Consider the following 19,765-nt stretch of genomic DNA (forward strand, 5'->3'; position numbering starts at 1 on the left):
ATCGAGCAAGCGGAGTCCTGGGGTGGGTTGTCTTGGAGTGACAAACCTCTATACCGGAACTCCGCTTCCTACTTTCTGATCAACACACCCTTGACGCCAGCCCGGACCGCCTAACTGAACGGCGTTGGCTCTAGACCAGGGCGGGCTTGTTCACGAACGTGTCGCGGAGCAGCTGCTCGACGCGCCACACCGTGTCGGAGTCGCCCAGCCGCATCCGGAGCCGCTCCCGGACCCCGTCCATCGCGGTGAAGGCCAGCTCGACACCCGGCTTGGACAGGTCGAGCCGCCAGGTCACGTTGCTCACCTGGCGCAGGTGGGCGTTCAGGTGCAGACGGGTCCGGTGCAGCGGCCGGGTGTCCTGGGTGACGACCATCCGGCGCCGGGTCAGCAGCAGGAACCAGTCGCCGGAGAGCGGCGCTCCGGGGCGGACACACCGGGCCACCAGGATGGCGGGGTCGTCCGGGTCCACACAGTTCCGGAAGATCGGCAGGTGGTGGTGGGCGCCCGGGAGGGCCGCGGCGTGAAACGTACTGGCGAACACGTCCATGCAAGTGTTAACGGAAGATGAATGAGCAAGGAGTCGGCCGTCGCCACTGAATATCGAATTACAGCGGTAGCTCCGATTTAATGCTGATCATTCTGGGATAGTGGTGCGATGCAATGGCGCGCCAAACCGGCCCTCCCGATCGCAAAATTGATCACCGCGGGCGCCGTGCTCGCTCTCGCCGCCGTGTTCGCCGGCGGTGACCCGTCGCGCTGGGCGGTCGCCGCGGTCACCGCGGCGGTCCTGGTCCTCTGGGCGGTCCGCGACCTGATGGTCCGGGTCCGCCTCACGGCGGACGACGAGGGCATCACGGTGGTCACCGGAGTCGCCCGCCGCCGGCAGGTGCCGTGGGCGAAGATCGAGAGGGTACGGGTGGATCGCACCCACCGGCGAATTCTCCGCGGCGCCCTTCTGGAGATCGACACCGGCGACGCCATCTACATGCTCGGCGCGAACGAGCTGGGCGCCGACCCGGACGACGTGGCCGCCCAACTGACCGACCTGCGCCCCGTCAGCTGAGCAGCGCCGCGGTCCGGGCGATCGCGGCGGCCACGATCAGCGCCAGGATGACCGCGCAGCCGGCGGCCTGTTTGATGGACCGGTGCGGCTGGTGGGAGTAGGCCAGCACGAAGGCCGTCGCGCCACCCGCCACCAGGCCGCCGAGGTGCCCGGCGATCGAGATGTTCGGGATGAAGAACGTGTAGATCAGGTTCATGATCAGCAGCGACGTGAACGCGCTGTTGTCCTTCACCAGCCGGCGATTGATCACGATGGCACCGATGACCAGGCCGAACGTGGCCGTGGACGCGCCGGCGGACGCCTGGTTGGCGGGCTGGAAGACGTAGGCCGCCACGTTGCCGCCGAACCCGGCCAGCAGGTAGAGCGCGGCGAACCGCATCGGGCCGAGCTGGGCCTCCAGGTAGCGGCCGACCTGGGCCACCAGCATCATGTTGAGCAGCAGGTGCACCACGCCGTAGTGCAGGAACATGGCGGTGACCAGCCGGTACCACTCGCCCTCGGCGACACCGTGGATCTCGCCGCCGTAGATGGCGTGGCCGAGCACCTCACCGAAGTCGGTGAGCGGGGTGCCGCTGCCGAGCAGGCCGTTGAAGCCGCCACCGCCACCACCGATGATGGCCTGCGGGCCACCGAGGACCGCCGAGGCGATCATGACGAGCGAGTTGACCGCGATGATGGCGGTCGTGACATAGCCCAGCTGGCCGGCGCGACCGCCCCCGAAGGCGGTGCGCGCCGACCGCTGACTGCGGCGACCCTCCTTGACGCACTCGGGGCACTGGTGGCCCACGACCGCGTCGTTCATGCAACTGGTGCAGATCGGACGGTCACAACGACTGCAACTGAGCAGGGTCTCCCGGGACGGATGGCGGTAGCACACCGGTGCCGTCGACGGAGCCTCACTCATGACCCAAAGGTACCTTGAGCGCTCAGTCGCGCGTGATCTCCACCCGCTGGATGACGACGTCCTCACGGGGACGGTCACCGGGGCCGGTCGGAGTGTTCGCGATCGAGTCGACGACCTTGGCGGACTGCTCGTCGGCCACCTGGCCGAAGATCGTGTGCCGGCGGTTCAGGTGCGGCGTCGGCGCGACCGTGATGAAGAACTGCGAGCCGTTGGTGCCCGGTCCCGCGTTCGCCATGGCGAGCAGGTACGGCCGGTCGAAGAAGAGCTCCGGGTGGAACTCGTCGCCGAACTGGAAGCCGGGGCCGCCACGGCCGGTGCCGGTCGGGTCACCCATCTGGACCATGAACCCGGCGATGACCCGGTGCGAGATGGTGCCGTCGTAGTACGGCCCACTGCCCGGCTGATTGGTGCGCGGGTCCTTGTATTCCTTGGTGCCTTCGGCCAGCTCCACGAAGTTGCGGACGGTCGCCGGGGCGTGATCCGGGAAGAGCTGGACCCGGATCGCGCCGTGATTGGTGTGAAGGGTGGCGTAAAGGTTCTCGGCCACGGGTACTCCCGTCTGCGGTGATGGGCTTATCTCGTGCAATTCGGATCCTCCCCCATGTCGTGGATCCGGTCGCGCGGGGGTACCCGAGAAGGCAACATGGCTGGAGAGACCACAGGAGGTGGGCACTGGTGTTCGCAACCATTCGCCGTCGGAGCCGGAGGGCTCGGATGCGCAACGAGCTCGGGCAGAGTGTGGATCACTTCAAGCGCGCAGCCACGATCGCGGCACATGAGACCAGCGCGACCGTCGCACCCACGATCAATGCCGCCCGGGACAAGGTCCAGCCGGCCGCCACGGCCGCGCGGGACGCCGCCACACAGAGCTGGGACAGCGCGCTCGCCGCGCTGGTCGCCGCGTCAGAGAACGTCCGGCACGCCGGCAAGACAGCCAAGAAGTCCAGCCGCAAGGAGATGAGGCAGGCCCGCAAGCTGCAGAAGAAGGCCGACAAGGCGGTCGGGCACAAGAAGAGCCGGGGCGGCCAACTGGCCGGGTACGCGCTGCTCGGCACCGCGATCGGGATCAGCGCCGCGTACCTCGTCCGCCGTCGCCGTGAGGCGCAGTGGGCGGAGTACGAGCCCGGCCCGCATTCCGGCGGGGCCGACGACGCCGCTTTCGAGCCGATGGAGCCGACCGTCTACACGACGTCCAACGGCACCGTGTCGGATCAGACCAAGCAGACCCCTCGGTAGCGCTACGACTTGGCGGCCCGGACCGGATCCAACGCCGGTCCGGCCGGCAGGTAGGCGATGAACTGGGCCGGAACGCGTACCGGGCGGGCGTTCGAGTACCCGAGCCGGCCCAGTAGTTCGCGACTCGCCAGCGGATAGAACCGGCCCGCGTCGGTGACCAGGCTGACCGTGCCGGTGCCGGCCGGGGCGTCCGGTGATCCGGCCGCCTCGACCAGCGCCCCCTTACCTCGGGCGATGTGCACGAGGTCGACCCGGGCGCCGGTGCCGGGCGCGCTGCCGGCCGGGTAGGTGCTGTTCACCCGCAGGGTGTCGCCGGTGGCGGCGATGCACGCGCTCTTCGGGGCCTCGGCCAGCGTCGGCACGGTGGCCGGCAGGCCGTCGGCGAACCGGCTCGTCCCGGTACGCGACTCGGGCAGCTCCAGGAACTCGGCGCCCACGGTGACCGGCGCCGACAGGTTGTAGACGGCGGCCAGCAGCCGCGCCTGCATCACGGTCAGCGGCACGATGCCGTCCGACAGCACCAGCGCGAAGGTCTTGCCGTCCGCGGTGAGCACCTGTCCCACCTTGCGGCCGGTGATCGCCGCCGAGGCCCGCCGGAAGTTCGGGATGACCGGGGCGTCCAGGTCGGGACCGGCCGGGACGGCGTCGACCCAGGCCGCGGACACCTGCCAGGGGCGGGTGCCGTACCACCCGAGGGCCCGCTGGACGGCGTCCAGCCGGGCGGCCGGGATCAGGAACCGCTTGCCGCCGTGCACCAGATGCGTACGCCCGGCGGTGTCCCGGACCAGCAACCCGGCCGTCGGAGCGGCGCCACCCGCCGGGGCCGTGCCGATCAGCAGGGTGCTGCGCGGCCGCCCGCCGGACGTGTCGGTGCAGACCGACCAGGCGCCGGTGAGCAGGTCCCCCGAGGCGGGCAGGGCGTCCGGCGCGTTCGGGATGCCGAGCGGCGCGCCGAGCGGCACCTTCGCCAGTTCGTCGGCCGGGACCGTCTTCAGCTGCGGCGGGTTGCCGGTGGCCAGCAGCAGGCCGGACGTGTAGTTGAGCACCGGGTGCAACCTGCCGTCGGCGGGCAGGTAGACATACCTCGCTCCGGTCTTCTTCTCGACCAGCACCGAGGTGGCGTCGGTGGCCTTCGCCATGGTGTGGCCGTTGAACAGCCCGTACGCCGCGAAACCGCCCACCGCGAGCGCCGCGACCAGCAACCCGATCAGGGCCGTGACACCGGCCCTGCGCAGCGGGGAACGATGCGGGTCCGGGTCATGCGACACCAGCGCCGCCACCACACGCTGCACCGAGTACTGATACGAGTGCAGCTCATCCTGACGCGACGGCACCCCGACACTCTAGGGGTTCCGGGCATTTCTCGTGGGGCCCTCGTGGGCTCAAAGCCAACCGTTGCGCCGCAGCGCCCGGTAGAGCAGCACGGTGACACCGGACAGCAGGGCGATCAGGGCCGGGTAGCCGTACCGCCAGTCGGTCTCCGGCATGTAGTCGAAGTTCATGCCGTAGACCCCGGCGAACGCGGTCCAGACCGTGGCGATCGCGGCCCACGAGGCGATCTTGCGCATGTCGTTGTTCTGGTCGACGGTCACCTGGGCGAGCCGGGCCTGGAGGATCGAGTTGAGCAGGTCGTCGTAGGAGGAGACCTGCTCGACCGTACGGGTCAGGTGGTCCTGGACGTCCCGGAAGTAGCGCCGGATCTCCTTGGGCACGACGCCCTGGCTCGACGTGATCGAGGCGAGCGGCCGTTGCAGCGGCACCACCGCCCGGCGGAACTCCACGAGCTCCCGCTTGAGCTGGTAGACCTGCTGGATCGGGGCGCTGCGCTCGCGGGAGAAGACGCCCTCCTCGATGATGTCCAGGTCGGCCTCGACCTCGTCGGCCACCTCGAGATAGTGGTCGACGACCCGGTCGGTCACCGCGTAGGCCACCGCCCAGGGGCCCTGCTCCAGCAGCACCGCCCGCCGGCTCTCCAGGTCGGCCCGGACCGGCGCCATCTCGGACGCGTCCCCGTGCCGGACCGTGATCACGAACTGCTCGCCGATGAAGATCATCATCTGGCCGGTCTCGACCACCTGGGAGCTTTCGGTCAGCTCGGTGTGCGGCACGTACCGGGCGGTGCGCAGCACAAGGAAGTGCACGTCACCGAACTGCTCCAGCTTGGGCCGCTGCTCCGCCTTGACCGCGTCCTCCACGGCCAGCTCGTGCAGGCCGTAGGTGCGGGCGATGGCGGCCATCTCCGCCTCGGACGGCTCGTGCAGGCCCAGCCAGACGAAGGCGCCGTCCCGCCGGCAGGCCTCGGCCAGCGCCTGGACGGGGGTGAACTCACCGGGCATCCGGCGGCCGTTCGCGTACACCCCGCAGTCCACCACCGAGGTCGGCTCGCCGGCGTCCGCGTCGCCGGGCTCGGTGTGCTCGCCGTTGTTCAGCAGCCCGCGCATCCGGGCCGCCCAGGCCGCGCCCAGGGGCCGGCCACGGGTCCAACTGCGTTCCGTCATGCCAACCTCCCCCGGGACGACAAACCAACCGAGGGTACCCACGCCGGGTGGACGGCAGCCCACCCGGCGTGCGGGTCCGTCAGCCGCGTACCTCTTCGATCGCCTCGGCGATCCGGCGCACACCCTCGTCGATCTGGTCGACGGTGACCGCGGAGTACGCCAGCCGCAGCGAGCTCTTACCGCCCTCGAGCAGGAAGTCGCTGCCCTTCACGACCGCGACGCCCTTCTTCATGGCGGCCGGGAACAGCTTGTCCACGTCGACGTCCGACGGCAGGTCGACCCAGAGGAAATAACCACCGTCCGGCTCGATGAAGGTGGCGCCGGGGATGTGCTTGCGGATCGACTCGGCCAGCACCCGGGCCCGTTCGCCCAGCGCCGCGCTGACCGTCTGGACCGACTTCTCGATGTCGCCGGAGACACAGAACTGGTGGACGATCGCCTCGGACACCATGCCCGGGGAGATGTACAGGTTGGTGGCCTTCTTCGCGATCGCGTCGATCAGTGCGGCCGGGCCGACCAGGTAGCCGACGCGAACGCCGGGGCAGACCGTCTTGGTGAAGCTGGATGCGTGCACGACCAGGCTGTTCGAGTCCAGCGACAGCATCGAGGGCAGCGGCTCGCCACGGAACCGGATGTCCACGTACGGGTCGTCCTCGAAGATGATGAACTCGTACTGCTCGGCCAGGGCGAGCAGGCCGCGCCGCTTCTCCTCGGAGAGCGTGACACCGGCCGGGTTCTGATAGTTCGGGATGATGTGCGCCAGCTTCGGCCGCACCCCGGACTCGAGCAGCGCGCGCAGCTCCTCGACGTCGATACCGTCCGGCTGGACCGTCACCTGGTGCACCTTGGCGCCCAGGTTCTGGAGGTTGAGCAGCGTCCGGTCGTACGTCGGCTTCTCCACCACGACGTCGTCACCCGGCTTCACCAGGTGGCCGAACAGGAAGGCGTCCGCCTGGAGCGAGCCGTTCGTGACGATGACCTGGTCCGGGGAGACGTTGTGCTTGTCGGCGATCCACTTGCGCAGCGGGAGATAGCCGACGGAGGTGCCGTACGCGGTCACACCGGCCGGGTCGGCGTCGAAGGCACGCGCGGCCGCGGCCTTCAGGCCCTCCACGTCGACGATGTCCAGCGACGGGGCGCCACGGGCGAAGGAGATCAGCTGCTCAGCGGTCATGCCCATCAGCTTAGAAGCCGGGTCTATACCATTTCCCCAGCGCCCCTTGCGAGTCCTACGGATGGGACACCTGCCGCTATCCTCGCTGGGCACCCCTCACATCGCTGGAAGGAACCACCCCATGATCGGTCTGGTACTCGCCGCCGGGGCCGGGCGCAGGCTTCGCCCGTACACCGACACGCTCCCGAAGGCGCTGGTCCCCGTTGACGGGGAGACCACGATCATGGACATCTCGCTCCGGAACCTCGCGGCCGCCGGCCTCAAGGACGTGACCATCGTCGTCGGCTACTGCGCCGGCGCGGTGGAGGAGCGCGTCGAGGGCTTCGAGCAGAAGTACGGCGTGAAGATCTCCCTGGTGCACAACGACAAGGCCGAGGAGTGGAACAACGCCTACTCCCTGTGGCTCGCCCGGGACCACTTCGCCCAGGGCGCGCTCATGGTGAACGGCGACACCGTCCACCCGGTCAGCGTGGAGCACACCCTGCTGGCCGCGCGCGGCTCGAGCATCCTCCTCGCCGTCGACACTGTGAAGAAGCTGGCCGACGAGGAGATGAAGACCATCTTCAATGAAGATGGACAGCTCACCAAAATCACGAAGCTGATGGACCCGGCCGAGGCGTACGGGGAGTACATCGGCGCCAACATCATCGAGCCGGCCGCGGCGGGCAAGCTGGCCGACGCGCTGAAGGCGACCTTCGAGCGCGACCCCAACCAGTTCTACGAGGACGGCTTCCAGCTGTACGCGGACCGCGGCGGCGAGGTCCGGGCCGCGCAGATCGGCGACGTGCCCTGGGTCGAGGTGGACAACCACGAGGACCTGGCGAAGGCCCGGGACATCGCATGCCGCTACTAGCCCGTAGCGTCCAGACCCCGCTGCACATCGAGGTGCGGCGGGGTGCGGTCGCCGACCTCGGCAAGATCCTCGCCGACGGCCGGATCTCCTCCGGCGGCGAGGTCGCCGTGGTGGTCGGGCCGGGCCTGGGCGAGAAGGTCGTCGACCTGCTCCGCCCGTCACTCACCTCGGCCGAGATCTTCGTGACCGGCGGCGGCACCCTCGACGCGGCGCTGGAGCTCTCCGGCAAGCTGCGCTCCGGCCACTTCGACGCGGTCGTCGGCATCGGCGGCGGCAAGACCGTCGACACCGCCAAGTACGCGGCGAGCCGCTGGGGCCTGCCGATGGTCTCGGTCGCGACCAGCCTCGCCAACGACGGCATCGCCTCGCCGGTGGCCAGCCTGATCAACGACGGCATCAAGGGGTCGTACGGGGTGCACATCCCGTTCGGCGTCGTCGTCGACCTCGACTTCGTGGAGAACGGGCCGGAGCTGGTCAACCGGGCCGGCATCGGCGACGTGATCAGCAACATCAGCGCGCTCGCCGACTGGGAGCTGGCCCGCCAGGTCCGCGGCGAGCCCGTCGACGGCCTGGCCGCCTCCCTCGCCCGGATGGGCGCCGAGGCGGTGCTGACCATGCCCGGCGACATGTCCGACGACGCGTTCGTCACGGTCCTGGCCGAGGCGCTGATCTCCAGCGGCCTGGCGATGGCGGTGTGCGGCAGCAGCCGGCCGTCCAGCGGCGGCTGCCACGAGATCATGCACGCCATCGACTCGCTCTTCCCGTCCACCGCCTCGCACGGTGAACTCGCCGGACTCGGTGCGCTGTTCTGCACCTTCCTGCGCGGCGACGAGCGACGGCTCAAGCAGATGTCCGACTGCCTGCTGCGGCACCAGCTTCCGCGTACGCCGTCCGACGTCGGGCTCGACGTCGAACAGTTCGTCCAGGCCATCGAGTTCGCGCCGCGGACCCGGCCGGACCGCTACACCATCCTGGAACACCTCGCCATGACGCCGGAGCAGACCCGGCAGAAGCTGGCCGAATACAACGATGCCCTCGCGACCCTCTGAGTCCGGCCACGGCGCCGGTCACCCTCCCGTCGAGGGTGGCCGGCCGCCGACGGCCCGGTCCGCTCCGGTCAATCCCACCCGGATCGACAATCCCGCGCCGTCGCCCGCCGCCGGGCCGCCCGGGCCTTCCGGCAGACCCTTCACCGGTACGCCCACCGCCGCCGACTACTACGCGGTCAACCGTGGCGGTGGCCTCTTCAGCGAGGCGATCAGCCAGCGGATCGGCGCGCGGATCGCGGTCAGCGCACACAAACGCCGCCTCACGCCGACCGTGCTGACCATCCTCAACCTGGGAATCGGCTGCCTGACGTCGTTCATCGTCATCGCGGCCGCCGGCCCGGTCGCCGACGGCCGCGTCTGGGCCGCGCCGATCGGCCTGCTCGCGCTGATCGGCTGGCAGTTGGCGTACGCGTTCGACTGCTCCGACGGCCAGCTGGCCCGGGTCACCGGCCAGAGCAGCCCCGCCGGTGGCCGGCTGGACGTGCTCTGCGACGTGGCCGTCCAGGCGTCGCTGGTGGCCGCGCTGTCCGCGACCGCCGCCGCCCAGGAACCGGACACCCCGGCGTGGCTGCTCGCCGCCTTCGCCGCCACCTGGATGGTCAACCTGGTCACCTCGGTCATGCAGACCGGCAGCCAGGCCGCCAGCATGGTGACCGGCAGGTCGCTGCCGATCCGCGCGGCCAAGCTGGTCCGCGACTACGGCGCCGTGATCGCCCTGGCCGGCGTCGTCCTCACCATGGCCCCTCAGTTCGCGGTGTGGTTCGTGGCCCTCTTCACCCTGATCAACGGCGGCTTCCTCGCCGCCAGCATCGCCTTCGCCGGCCGCGAGTCCCTAAAGGCCTGAGCCCGCCACCCGCCCACCGCACCCACCGCCCCACCGCCCCGCCGCACCCCGCGGCACGGGCCGGATCTTGGACGATTTCCCACCGGAAGAGGTGGGCGAACGTCCAAGATCGCGCGGTGCGGGGTGGTGAGCGATACAAAGCACCCGCGGACGCCGCACACGCCAAATCTTGGACGAATTCCCACCGGATAAGGTAGGAGATCGTCCAAGATCGCGCAGCGCGGGCCGGCGAACGCGGGCCGGCGAACGCGGGCCGGCGAACGCGGGCCGGCGAACGCGGGCCGGCGAACGCGACGAAGCACCCACGGACGCCGCACACGCCAAATCTTGGACGAATTCCCACCGGACGGGGTGGGCGAATGTCCAAGATCTCGTGGGTGCGGGAGTGGGCGGGCGACGCATCGCGTGGAGTGCGGGAGTGGGCGGGCGACGCATCGCGTGGAGTGCGGGAGTGGGCGGGCGACGCATCGCGTGGAGTGCGGGAGTGGGCGGGCGGCGCATCGCGTGGAGTGCGGGAGTGGGCGGGCGTCGCGCCGTACCGCGGGCGGGTTATTTGTGGGCGTGGCGGGACATGTCCTCGTAGATGGAGATCAGGCGGGGTGTGAGGACGTCGGGGTGGAAGTGCTGCTGGTAGCGGGCACGGGCGGCGAGCGCCGCGGCGGGGGCACCGGCTCGGGCCAGCGGGAGCGCGGCGGCCAGGGCGGCGGGGTCGGGCTCGGCCAGCCAGCCGGCGGCGTCGGGACCGGTACCGACCATGTAGGGAATGCCGCCCACCGCGGTGCCCAGGACCGCCCGGCCGGTGGACATCGCCTCCAGGATCACCGTTGGCAGGACGTCTTCCCAGGTGGGGACGGCAATCACCACGGCTGAGTCACGGCGGGCCGCGGTCATCCCGGCCCGGTCCAGCGGGCCCAGGTAGGTGACGTCGGACCGGTCTCGGTCAGCCTGCTCGGCGAGCGGCCGGAGTTCGCCGTCGCCAGCGATGCGCAGGGTGCCGAGGCTGCCGTCGGGGTGCCGGCGCCAGGCGTCGAGGAGCAGGCCGAGGCCCTTCTCGGGGGACAGCCGGGCGCCGTAGAGGAAACCTTCGCCCAGCGGCGCGGGGGCGCCGGGGTCGGGCAGGCCGTTCGGTTTGATCACGATGCGGTCGTCCGGGATGCCGTAGTCGGCCAGGTGCGCGGCGATCTTGTCGGTAAGGGCGATGTAGCGGTCCACCGAGCGCCAGGTCGGCCGGTGCACGGCCAGCGTGGTCGCCATGATCGCGCTCTGCGCCGCCGAGCCGCGGTAGCAGCGGTTCTTGACCGCCGGCCAGCCGAGCACCTTGCCGCGGCAGTCCTGGCAGTTGTGCCCGTCCCGGAAGTACAGCCCCGACGAGCAGACCTGCCGGTAGTTGTGCACGGTCTGGACCACCGGGACGCCGTGCGCGTGGGCGGTCCGGATCACCCAAGGCGAGAGCAACGGGTACGGGTTGTGCAGGTGCAGCGCGTCCGGCTTCTCCGTGGTCAGCAGAGCGGTCAGGTCACGCTGGGCCTCGGCTCCGTAGACCGGCGAGACCGGGAGTAGCGCCTTCCCCGCCAATGACAGCGAGCCGATCGAGTCGGAACTGCGCTGGAACGGCACCACGTCGATCCCGGCCTCCCGGAGCTGACCGATCTCCGTGTCGACGATGACGTTCTCGCCGGAGGGGATCGCCTCGCGGTACCGGTTGTGCGCTACCACCACCTTCATGCCGGCAAACGCTACCGTGAGGGAATGCCCGAACTCCCCGAGGTCGAGGCGCTCGCGGCATACCTGCGCGAGCGGGCCGTCGGCCGCGCCGTCCAGCGCTTCGAAGTGGCCTCGTTCAGCGCCCTGAAGACCTACGATCCGGCGCCCACCGCACTCACCGGCATGCCGCTGACCACGGCCGGCCGGCACGGCAAGTTCCTCGACGTGGGCCTCGGTGACGATCTGCACCTGATCGTCCACCTGGCCCGGGCCGGCTGGCTGCACTACCGGGACTCGTTCAAGTCGCCGGCCCCGCTCAAGCCGGGCAGCGGGCCGATCGCGGTCCGGGTGCGGCTGGACGACGGCTCCGGGTTCGACCTGACCGAGGCCGGCACCCAGAAGTCCCTCGCCGTCTACCTGGTGCGGGACCCGGCCGAGGTGCCCGGCGTGGCCCGGCTCGGCCCGGACGCGCTGGCCGTCTCCCGGGACGAGTTCGCCGAGCGGATCCGCGGCCGCAACGGGCAGATCAAGGGTGTCCTGGTCGATCAGGAGGCGCTCGCCGGGATCGGCAACGCCTACTCCGACGAGATCCTGCACGCGGCCAAGTTGTCCCCTTTCGCACTTACCGGAAAGCTGACCGACGAGCAGATCGACGCGCTCTACGCGGCGATGCGGGAGATCGAGACCGACGCCGTCGAGCGGTCGGTGGGGCAGAAGGCCGCCGAGCTCAAAGGCGAGAAACGAGCCGGGATGCGGGTCCACGCGCGGACCGGCCTGCCCTGCCCGGTCTGCGGCGACACGGTCCGGGAGGTGTCCTTCGCCGACAAGAGCCTGCAGTACTGCGCGACCTGTCAGACCGGCGGAAAACCGCTGGCTGATCGACGGCTCTCCAAACTGGTGCGGTGATCCTGCCACGAAATCATCACTGTGCGTACATGTAAGGATTGCGGCCGCAACGTCACCTTCTCTCCGGCCGATCCATCGGTATAGTGGCCCGGTCCATGGCAACCGTTGTGACGCGAACGGGTAGCGGCGGACCCGCCGACGATCCCAAGGTCGTGGCGGTGCGTAATCTTTTTCCGGATGCGGGAGGACGTAGGCGAAGTGACTACTAGCCTGCATCGCCCATCTACCGACAACAGCAGCCGGAGCAAACCCGTGCGGTACGAAAGCTTCGAGTGGCAGGAACAGCCACCGAGCAACGGGGTGCCCCGCAACGTCTGGAGCCGCACGAGCCGTCGCCTCTCCCGTTGGCACCGGCCCTACACGTTGGCTCTGATCGTGCTCGACCTGCTCTCGGTGGTCGGCGCCAGCTACATCGCCAGCTTCCTCGAGAAGTCGCGGGCCGGCTTCTCGACCTCCGAGTCGTTCATCCTCTACGCCTACATCGTGCTGCCCCTCGGCTGGCTGCTGGTGCTGTGGACCAACGGCACCTACGACCGCCGTTACCTGGGCCTGGGCAGCGAGGAGTTCAAGCGCGTCGTCCGCGCGTCGGTCACCGTCGTGGCCTGCGTGTCGCTGCTGGCGTTCGCCACCAAGGCCGACCTGTCCCGCGGGACCGTCGCCACCGTGTCGCTGAGCGCCCTGCTGCTGATCCTCATCTGCCGGGTGACGGCCCGCCAGTTCCTGCACTTCGCCCGGCGCAGCACCGGGCACGGCGCGCACCGGATGGTGCTGGTCGGCACGCTGCCCGAGGCACTCGAGGTCTACACCGCGGTCACCCGCAGCCCGGCCGCCGGCCTCATCCCGGTCGCCATCCACCTCACCGACGGCTACGCGGCCGCCCGCGGCATCGAGACGCCGGTCCCGGTCTACGCCGGACGGGACGTGCTCTCCCTGGTCCGCGAGGTCGGCGCCGACACGATCGCGGTCTGCGGTTCGGCCAGCGCTGAGCCCGGCGAGCTGCGCCGCCTGGCCTGGCAGCTGGAGGGCACCGGCGTCGATCTGGTGGTCGCACCGCAGCTCACCGACATCGCCGGGCCGCGTGTGCACATCCGCCCGATCGAGGGCCTGCCGCTGCTGCACGTCGAGGAGCCGACGCTCTCCGGCCCCGGCTGGCTGGTCAAGAACCTGATGGACCGGGTCGCGGCGGGTCTCGGCCTGCTGATGATCAGCCCGATCCTGGCCTTCATCGCGCTCGGTATCCGCCTCTCCGACCCTGGTCCGGTCTTCTTCCGGCAGACCCGGGTCGGCCACGACGGCCGCACCTTCCGGGTGTGGAAGTTCCGGACCATGTACGTGGACGCCGAGGAGCGCAAGGCCACGCTGGACGAACTCAACGAGTCCGACGGCATGCTCTTCAAGATGAAGCAGGACCCCCGTATCTTCGCCTTCGGTGCGAAGCTGCGGGCCACCTCGATGGACGAGCTGCCCCAGCTGATCAACGTGCTCAAGGGTGAGATGTCCCTGGTCGGGCCGCGCCCGCTGCCCGCGGACGACGGCGACTACCTGGGCGACGTCCGCCGGCGCCTGCTGGTCCGCCCCGGCATGACCGGCCTGTGGCAGGTGAGCGGCCGCTCCGACCTGTCCTGGGACGAGGCGGTGCGGCTGGACCTCTACTACGTCGACAACTGGTCACTCACCTACGACCTGAGCATCCTGTGGCGCACCATCTGGGTGGTCCTGAAGCGCAAGGGCGCCTACTAAATCCTCAAGATCAACACCACGATGTCGTAGCCGGGTGGTGGGTGCGGACCGTCGCTCCCGCCGAGGGCGCGGCACGGCTCGCTGGCCGCTGACGCGTCCATGACGCGAGCCGCGCCGCGCGACGTGCGTGAGTGGTCACCCCCACCCCCACCCCGGGGCAAGCCGGATCACGTGGGCCGTGCGGCGCCAAGCCGCCCGACCAGGCTGCCACCGGGGTACGACATTTTTTCGGGGATGGCGCGGCGGGCGTCCACGCGTCAGGATCTGTCCCGTGGCGGGTCAGATCGGTAGCGCGGTGGCGGTCGTCGCCGTGCTGGCCGCGCTCGCCGCCGCGGTGGTCGCCGTCCTGCGCCTGCGGGCCCGGCGGGGCATCGCCACGGCCATGCAGCGGGCCACCTACGACGTGCTGCACACGGCATCACTGGCGGCCGAACCGCTACGGGCGGGCCTGAGCACGACGACCGCGGGGAAGGCGATCCGGCATCTGCGGGTGCTGGTCGGCGCGGTGGGGCTGGCGATCATCGACGGGGCGGACTGCCTGGCCTTCGACGGGCGGGGTGGACACCACACCGAACAGTTCACGGCGGCGGCCCGGCGGGCCACGAGATCGCAGCGCTCCGTCGTACTCAATGGGTCTGATCTGGTTTGTGACCGGGTGGACTGTGTGGTCCGCGGCGCCGTGGTGGCGCCTCTGACCGGGCCCGCCGGCCAGGCGGACGCCGCGCTGGTCGCGGTGGCCGACGAACCGCCGGCGCCGGGCCTGGTGCAGGCGACGCTGGAGACCGCCCGCTGGGCCGGATCGCAGCTCGCGCTGGCCGAACTCGACTCGTCGCGGGAGCGGCTGGCGAGAGCCGAGGTGCGTGCGCTGCGCGCCCAGATCAGCCCGCATTTCATCTACAACGCGCTGACCGCGATCGCCTCGTTCGTGCGCACCGACCCGGAACGGGCCCGGGAGCTGATCCTGGAGTTCGCCGAGTTCACGCGTTACTCGTTCCGGGCGCACGGTGAGTTCACGACGCTCGCCGAGGAGCTGCGCAGCATCGATCGCTATCTGACCATCGAGCGGGCCCGGTTCGGTGACCGGCTCCAGGTGCGGTTGCAGATCGCGCCTGAGGTGCTGCCGGTCGGTCTGCCGTTCCTGTGCCTGCAACCACTGGTGGAGAACGCGGTCCGGCACGGCCTGTCCCGGAAGCCCGGCGTCGGTATGGTGAGCATCGAGGCGCGCGACGCGGGTGCCGAGTGCCACATCACGGTCGAGGACGACGGGGTCGGCATGGATCCGGCGGTCTTCGGGCAGGACGGTTCGGAGAGTGAGGACGGGCAGCACGTCGGCCTGGTCAATGTGGACGAGCGGCTGCGTTCGGTGTTCGGTGATCACAACGGCCTGATCGTGGAGACGGCCCCCGGAGCGGGTACGAAGGTGAGCATGCGGGTGCCGAAGTTCCATCCACAGGTCCGGGCGTCGACATGAGCCTTGTGGTGCTGGCCGTCGACGACGAGCCTCCGGCTCTGGACGAGCTGGCGTACCTGTTGAACGCGGACGGCCGGGTGGCGCACGTGCACCGGGCCGGCGACGCCACCGAGGCGCTGCGGGTGCTGCGCGACACCGAGGTGGACGCGGTCTTCCTGGACATCCGGATGCCCGGCCTGGACGGCATGGAGCTGGCCCGGATCCTGCGGCGGTTCGCCCAGCCCCCGGCCATCGTGTTCGTGACGGCGTACGACGACGGCGCCGTGGACGCCTTCGACCTGGGTGTCACCGACTACGTGCGCAAACCGGTCCGGGCCGAGCGGCTCGGCGAGTCGCTGCGCCGGGTGGCCGGCCTGCGGTCGGTGCCGCCGCCCCCACCGGACGAGCCGGCCATCCCGGTCGAGCTGGCCGGCACCACCCGGATGCTGCCGCGCTCGTCGGTGCGCTGGGTGGAGGCGCAGGGCGACTATGCCCGCCTGCACACCGGGGACGCCTCGCATCTGGTCCGGGTCTCGCTCGCCACGCTGGCCGAGCGCTGGGCGAACGCCGGTTTCGTCCGTATCCACCGGTCCTATCTGGTGCAGTTGCGCCTGGTCACCGAGCTGCGGCTGACCGGTTCGGGCTATGTGGTGGCGGTGGACGGGGCGGAGTTGCCGGTCAGCCGACGGCACACCCGAGAGCTGAAGGACCGGCTGATCCGCGCCGCGAAGCACGACTGGACCCGTTAATCCACACGGTTATCCACAGCCCCACAGCTTTCTCCACAGAGTTATCCACAGGCTCCCGCGGTATCTCACCAATTCCTGCCAATCACTGTCCGACCCTGGGCGCACCGGCGTTCCCGGCACAAAGATCCATCTCCACAGGTTGTTCACAACTCCACCGCCTGGCCTGCCCAGGTGGTCAATAAGCTGCTGGCACCGGCCGGTGGGCCACGGGGGCGCACCGACCGGGACCAGGGCTATTGGGATGGGGTGACGGCGGCGTGGAGACGGTCGAGCGACGGGTTCTCGTCGTGGAGGACGAACGGGCGATCGCCGATGCCGTGGCCGCACGGCTGCGTGCCGAGGGCTTCCTGGTGCAGGTCGTGGGCGACGGGCCGAGTGCGGTCGCGGCGGCCCGGCAGACGCCGCCGGACGTGATCGTCCTGGACGTCATGCTGCCCGGCTTCGACGGCCTGGAGGTGTGCCGCCGGATCCAGGCGGAGCGACCGGTCCCGGTGCTGATGCTGACCGCCCGCGGCGACGAGACGGACCTGCTCGTCGGGCTCGCGGTCGGCGCCGACGACTACATGGCCAAGCCGTTCTCGATGCGTGAGCTGGCGGCCCGGGTGCATGCCCTGCTGCGGCGGGCCGAGAAGGCTCAGGTCGCCGCTCGTCCACAGCCCCCGACCCTGCGGTTCGGCGACGTGGAGATCAACCAGGCGGAACGGCGGGTGCTGCGGGGCGGCGCCGAGGTGCATCTGACCCCGACCGAATTCGATCTGCTGGTGCATCTGGCCGGGCGGCCGCGTACGGTCCTGCCCCGGGAGCGGCTCCTTGCCGAGGTGTGGGGCTGGGCGGACACTTCGGGTACGCGTACGGTCGACAGCCACATCAAGGGCCTCCGCCGGAAACTGGGCGCCGATCTGATCCGCACCGTGCACGGGGTGGGGTACGCCCTGGAGGTGGACAAGTGATCACCCGCCTGATGGTGTTCGTCCACAACCTGGTGGCGCCGGTCTTCGCGTACCTTCCCCGGCCGCTCGACCCGGTCCGGTCGATCAAGGCGAAGCTCTCCCTGGCCCTGGGTTTCGCCGGCGGCGTCGGCCTGCTGGTGTTCCTGTGGAGCATCGACTTCTACCGGGTCGACGTGCTGTGGATCGCCATCGCGGCGGCGCTCGGGCTGGTCACCCTCCAGGTGATGGCGCACGGCGCGACGGTGCCCCTGCGCGAGATGACGGTGGCGGCCCGGGAAATGGCGCGCGGCGACTACACGCACCGGATCGAGACCCGGTCACAGGACGAGGTGGGCGAGCTGGCCACCGCGTTCAACCAGATGGCCGCCGATCTGGCCGCCGCGGACCGGCAGCGGCGTGAGCTGATCGCGAACGTCTCGCACGAGTTGCGTACGCCGATCACCGCCCTGCGGGGCCTGCTGGAGAACATCGTCGACGGGGTGGCCGAGGCCGAGCCGGACACGATGAAGACCGCCCTGGCCCAGACCGAGCGGCTCAGCCGCCTGGTCGCCGACCTGCTGGACCTGTCCCGGCTGGACGCCGGGGTGGTGCCGATGGACCGCGATCTGATCGACGTGCCGGCCTTCCTCGGGGAGGTGGTCCGGGAGGCGACGGTGAACGCCGAGGGCACCGGCCACGACGTGCGCTTCGAGGTGTCCGCGCCCCGGCTGCTGATGCACGGCGACCGGGAGCGGCTGCACCAGGTCTTCGCGAACCTGCTGGACAACGCGGCCCGGCACAGCCCGAGCGGTGGGCTCGTGACGGTCCGCGCCGAGCGCCACGGCGACCACGTGGTGCTCGCCGTCACCGATCAGGGTGGCGGCATCCCGCCCGCGGAGCGCGAGCGGGTCTTCGAACGCTTCACCCGGGGCGAGCGGGCCACCGGCGGCGGCACCGGGCTCGGCCTGGCGATCGCCCGCTGGGTGGTGCAGCTGCACCGCGGCACGATCGCCGTCGTCGAGCCCGACGACCGGCGCGGCTGCCACATCCAGGTACGACTCCCGCTGCAAGCGCTCTGAGGAGTGGAACATGTCCACGGCCACAAACGAACCAGCTATCGGACAATTAGGACAACTCAACGGCCCGTGGCCGCCCTACACCCTGCTCGGCCGGCGCTGGCCGGGACCGGGGCGCCCGGCCTCGTCCGCCACCGTCGTGGCGATCCTCGCCGCCTCCGTCGTGGCGGCGCTCAGCGTCCCGCTGGACCGGGCCGGTCTCGGCTGGTTCGTCACCGCCCTGGCCGGCACCGCGGCCCTGGTCGTGGCCCGGGTCATCCGGGTTCCCGAGGCGATCCCGGCCGCGGTCCGGCGTGACACCGGCCACGGCTCGTGGGACCGCTTCTTCTGGGGTACGGCCACCGTGGTCCTGCTGGCGACCGGCACCTTCCGGGCGGCCGGCTGGCTGTTCACGCTCTGCCTGCTGACGGCGACGCTGACCGGCGCGCTGGCGATCACCCACGGGCGGTCGCTGCGGTCGGTGGCGATGACCTACCTGCTGGCGCCGGCGGCCGCCACCCGCGGCGGCCTGTGGATCCTGCGCGGCGTGACCCGGATGCGCGGCCAGGGCTCGGCGGGCCTCCCGATCCGTGTGCTGGCCACCACCGCGGTCTCGATCGCCCTGCTCGCCGTCTTCGGCGGGCTCTTCATCTCGGCGGACGCCGCGTTCGCCCGGGTCTTCGAGGCGGCGATCCCGGAGATCAGCCCGATCACGATCTTCCGGTGGGCGTTCGTGGGCGGCGTCACGGCGGTCCTGCTGACCGCCGCGGCCTTCCTGCGCGCCGCCCCGCCGGCGACCGGCGACCTGGACCGCACCGAGGGCCGCAAGGTGAACCGTCTGGAGTGGGCGGTGCCGCTCAGCCTCCTGGTGCTGCTGTTCGCGGCGTTCGTGGTGATCCAGCTGACCGTGCTGTTCGGCGGCAACCAGCACGTGGTGGAGACCGACGGCCTCACCTACGCCGAGTACGCCCGGAGCGGCTTCTGGCAGCTCTGCGTGGTGACCGCCCTGACCCTCGTGGTGCTGGCCGGGGCGGCCCGGTGGGCGCCGCGCACCGAGCGGGCCGACCGGATCCTGCTGCGCGTGGTGCTCGGCGCCCTGGCTGCGCTCACCCTCGTCATCGTGGCCTCGGCGCTGCACCGGATGAACGTCTACACCGACACGTACGGGCTGACCCGCCTGCGCCTGCTGGTGGCCTGCTGCGAGGCGTGGTTCGGGCTGGTCCTGGTGATGGTGCTGGTGGCCGGGATCCGGATCCGGGCGCCGTGGCTGCCCCGGGTCGCGATCGCCGCCGGTGTGCTCGCCCTGCTCGGGTTGTCGGTGGCCAACCCGGACGGCCTGATCGCGGAGAACCACGTGCAACGGTACGAGGAGACGCAGCGGATCGACCTGCCCTACCTGTCCGACCTGTCCCCGGACGCGGTGCCGGCCCTCGCCGGACTGAAGAACGAGGCGTACCGGTCCTGCCTGCTGATGGTGATCGGCGAGCGCACCCCGGAGGACTCCTGGCGCGGCTGGAACCTGGCCCGGGAAACCGCCCGCGAGGTGATCGCCGAGCACCCCGAGGACAGCCCCACCTGGTGCTGGGAACAGGTGAACCGGTATTGACAATC

The 19,765-nt window shown here is 70.6% G+C and carries 19 protein-coding genes; 12 read left to right on the forward strand and 7 right to left on the reverse strand.

Going from position 1 to position 19,765, the window contains the following annotated elements; all coding sequences use genetic code 11:
* Nucleotides 1–130 precede the first annotated feature (130 nt).
* A complete protein-coding gene (locus tag KZ829_RS39750; RefSeq protein ID WP_220149014.1) occupies nucleotides 131–547 on the reverse strand; it encodes a hypothetical protein in 417 nt (138 codons plus the stop codon).
* 108 nt (nucleotides 548–655) lie between these two features.
* Between KZ829_RS39750 and KZ829_RS39755 the strand changes: the two genes are divergently transcribed.
* Nucleotides 656–1,063, forward strand: a complete 408-nt coding sequence (locus KZ829_RS39755) for a PH domain-containing protein (protein WP_220149015.1) — start codon at nucleotides 656–658, stop codon at nucleotides 1,061–1,063.
* Here the strand turns inward: KZ829_RS39755 and KZ829_RS39760 are convergent.
* Nucleotides 1,056–1,967 carry a rhomboid family intramembrane serine protease gene (locus tag KZ829_RS39760; RefSeq protein ID WP_220149016.1) on the reverse strand — a complete coding sequence of 304 codons (912 nt, stop codon included), beginning with the start codon at nucleotides 1,965–1,967 and terminating at the stop codon, nucleotides 1,056–1,058. The genes KZ829_RS39755 and KZ829_RS39760 overlap by 8 nt on opposite strands.
* A 22-nt stretch (nucleotides 1,968–1,989) precedes the next feature.
* Nucleotides 1,990–2,514 carry a peptidylprolyl isomerase gene (locus tag KZ829_RS39765; RefSeq protein WP_188120390.1) on the reverse strand — a complete coding sequence of 175 codons (525 nt, stop codon included), beginning with the start codon at nucleotides 2,512–2,514 and terminating at the stop codon, nucleotides 1,990–1,992.
* Between the two features lie 167 nt (nucleotides 2,515–2,681).
* Here KZ829_RS39765 and KZ829_RS39770 point away from each other — a divergent pair, with 167 nt between their 5' ends.
* Entirely contained in the window at nucleotides 2,682–3,203 is a 522-nt protein-coding gene (locus tag KZ829_RS39770; protein ID WP_220149017.1) for a hypothetical protein, read from the forward strand.
* A gap of 2 nt (nucleotides 3,204–3,205) precedes the next feature.
* Here the strand turns inward: KZ829_RS39770 and eccB are convergent, their stop codons facing one another.
* The 3 genes from eccB to KZ829_RS39785 all read right to left on the reverse strand — a co-directional run bounded on the left by eccB (nucleotide 3,206) and on the right by KZ829_RS39785 (nucleotide 6,875).
* On the reverse strand, nucleotides 3,206–4,537 hold the full coding sequence (gene eccB / locus KZ829_RS39775) for a type VII secretion protein EccB (RefSeq protein ID WP_220149018.1): 1,332 nt from the start codon (nucleotides 4,535–4,537) through the stop codon (nucleotides 3,206–3,208).
* A gap of 48 nt (nucleotides 4,538–4,585) precedes the next feature.
* Nucleotides 4,586–5,701 (reverse strand): magnesium and cobalt transport protein CorA, encoded by a 1,116-nt coding sequence (locus tag KZ829_RS39780; protein WP_220149019.1) that lies wholly within the window; start codon nucleotides 5,699–5,701, stop codon nucleotides 4,586–4,588.
* Between the two features lie 79 nt (nucleotides 5,702–5,780).
* Complete coding sequence (locus KZ829_RS39785) at nucleotides 5,781–6,875, reverse strand: aminotransferase-like domain-containing protein (protein ID WP_220149020.1); 1,095 nt, start codon at nucleotides 6,873–6,875, stop codon at nucleotides 5,781–5,783.
* Between the two features lie 121 nt (nucleotides 6,876–6,996).
* Here KZ829_RS39785 and KZ829_RS39790 point away from each other — a divergent pair, with 121 nt between their 5' ends.
* Genes KZ829_RS39790 through KZ829_RS39800 form a run of 3 tightly spaced genes read left to right on the forward strand, consistent with a single transcriptional unit; the run spans nucleotide 6,997 to nucleotide 9,621 of the window.
* On the forward strand, nucleotides 6,997–7,728 hold the full coding sequence (locus KZ829_RS39790; RefSeq protein WP_183226462.1) for a phosphocholine cytidylyltransferase family protein: 732 nt from the start codon (nucleotides 6,997–6,999) through the stop codon (nucleotides 7,726–7,728).
* Nucleotides 7,716–8,777: an iron-containing alcohol dehydrogenase family protein gene (locus KZ829_RS39795; RefSeq protein WP_220149021.1), complete on the forward strand. Its 1,062-nt coding sequence runs from the start codon at nucleotides 7,716–7,718 to the stop codon at nucleotides 8,775–8,777. The genes KZ829_RS39790 and KZ829_RS39795 overlap by 13 nt, the downstream gene beginning before the upstream one ends.
* Complete coding sequence (locus KZ829_RS39800) at nucleotides 8,758–9,621, forward strand: CDP-alcohol phosphatidyltransferase family protein (protein WP_220149022.1); 864 nt, start codon at nucleotides 8,758–8,760, stop codon at nucleotides 9,619–9,621. The genes KZ829_RS39795 and KZ829_RS39800 overlap by 20 nt, the downstream gene beginning before the upstream one ends.
* Before the next feature lie 549 nt (nucleotides 9,622–10,170).
* On the opposite strand, the gene KZ829_RS39805 is transcribed toward KZ829_RS39800, so the two are convergent.
* Nucleotides 10,171–11,346: a glycosyltransferase family 4 protein gene (locus KZ829_RS39805; protein WP_220149023.1), complete on the reverse strand. Its 1,176-nt coding sequence runs from the start codon at nucleotides 11,344–11,346 to the stop codon at nucleotides 10,171–10,173.
* Between the two features lie 24 nt (nucleotides 11,347–11,370).
* Between KZ829_RS39805 and KZ829_RS39810 the strand changes: the two genes are divergently transcribed.
* From KZ829_RS39810 to KZ829_RS39840, 7 genes are all read left to right on the forward strand, one after another.
* Nucleotides 11,371–12,231 (forward strand): Fpg/Nei family DNA glycosylase, encoded by an 861-nt coding sequence (locus KZ829_RS39810; protein WP_220149024.1) that lies wholly within the window; start codon nucleotides 11,371–11,373, stop codon nucleotides 12,229–12,231.
* Nucleotides 12,232–12,408: 177 nt separating this feature from the next.
* Nucleotides 12,409–13,971, forward strand: coding sequence for a sugar transferase (locus KZ829_RS39815; RefSeq protein WP_220149025.1), 1,563 nt, complete (start codon nucleotides 12,409–12,411; stop codon nucleotides 13,969–13,971).
* Nucleotides 13,972–14,242: 271 nt separating this feature from the next.
* A complete protein-coding gene (locus KZ829_RS39820; protein WP_220149026.1) occupies nucleotides 14,243–15,442 on the forward strand; it encodes a sensor histidine kinase in 1,200 nt (399 codons plus the stop codon).
* Complete coding sequence (locus KZ829_RS39825) at nucleotides 15,439–16,170, forward strand: LytR/AlgR family response regulator transcription factor (protein ID WP_183226468.1); 732 nt, start codon at nucleotides 15,439–15,441, stop codon at nucleotides 16,168–16,170. Before KZ829_RS39820 ends, KZ829_RS39825 begins: the two co-directional genes overlap by 4 nt.
* 257 nt (nucleotides 16,171–16,427) lie before the next feature.
* Nucleotides 16,428–17,120 carry a response regulator transcription factor gene (locus tag KZ829_RS39830; protein ID WP_183226469.1) on the forward strand — a complete coding sequence of 231 codons (693 nt, stop codon included), beginning with the start codon at nucleotides 16,428–16,430 and terminating at the stop codon, nucleotides 17,118–17,120.
* A gap of 11 nt (nucleotides 17,121–17,131) precedes the next feature.
* Nucleotides 17,132–18,178: a HAMP domain-containing sensor histidine kinase gene (locus KZ829_RS39835; protein WP_220149067.1), complete on the forward strand. Its 1,047-nt coding sequence runs from the start codon at nucleotides 17,132–17,134 to the stop codon at nucleotides 18,176–18,178.
* A gap of 10 nt (nucleotides 18,179–18,188) precedes the next feature.
* Nucleotides 18,189–19,760 (forward strand): DUF4153 domain-containing protein, encoded by a 1,572-nt coding sequence (locus KZ829_RS39840; RefSeq protein WP_220149027.1) that lies wholly within the window; start codon nucleotides 18,189–18,191, stop codon nucleotides 19,758–19,760.
* The last annotated feature ends 5 nt before the right edge of the window (nucleotides 19,761–19,765 follow it).

The sequence above is a fragment of the Actinoplanes hulinensis genome (assembly GCF_019429605.1).
Taxonomy (GTDB): Bacteria; Actinomycetota; Actinomycetes; order Mycobacteriales; family Micromonosporaceae; genus Actinoplanes; species Actinoplanes campanulatus.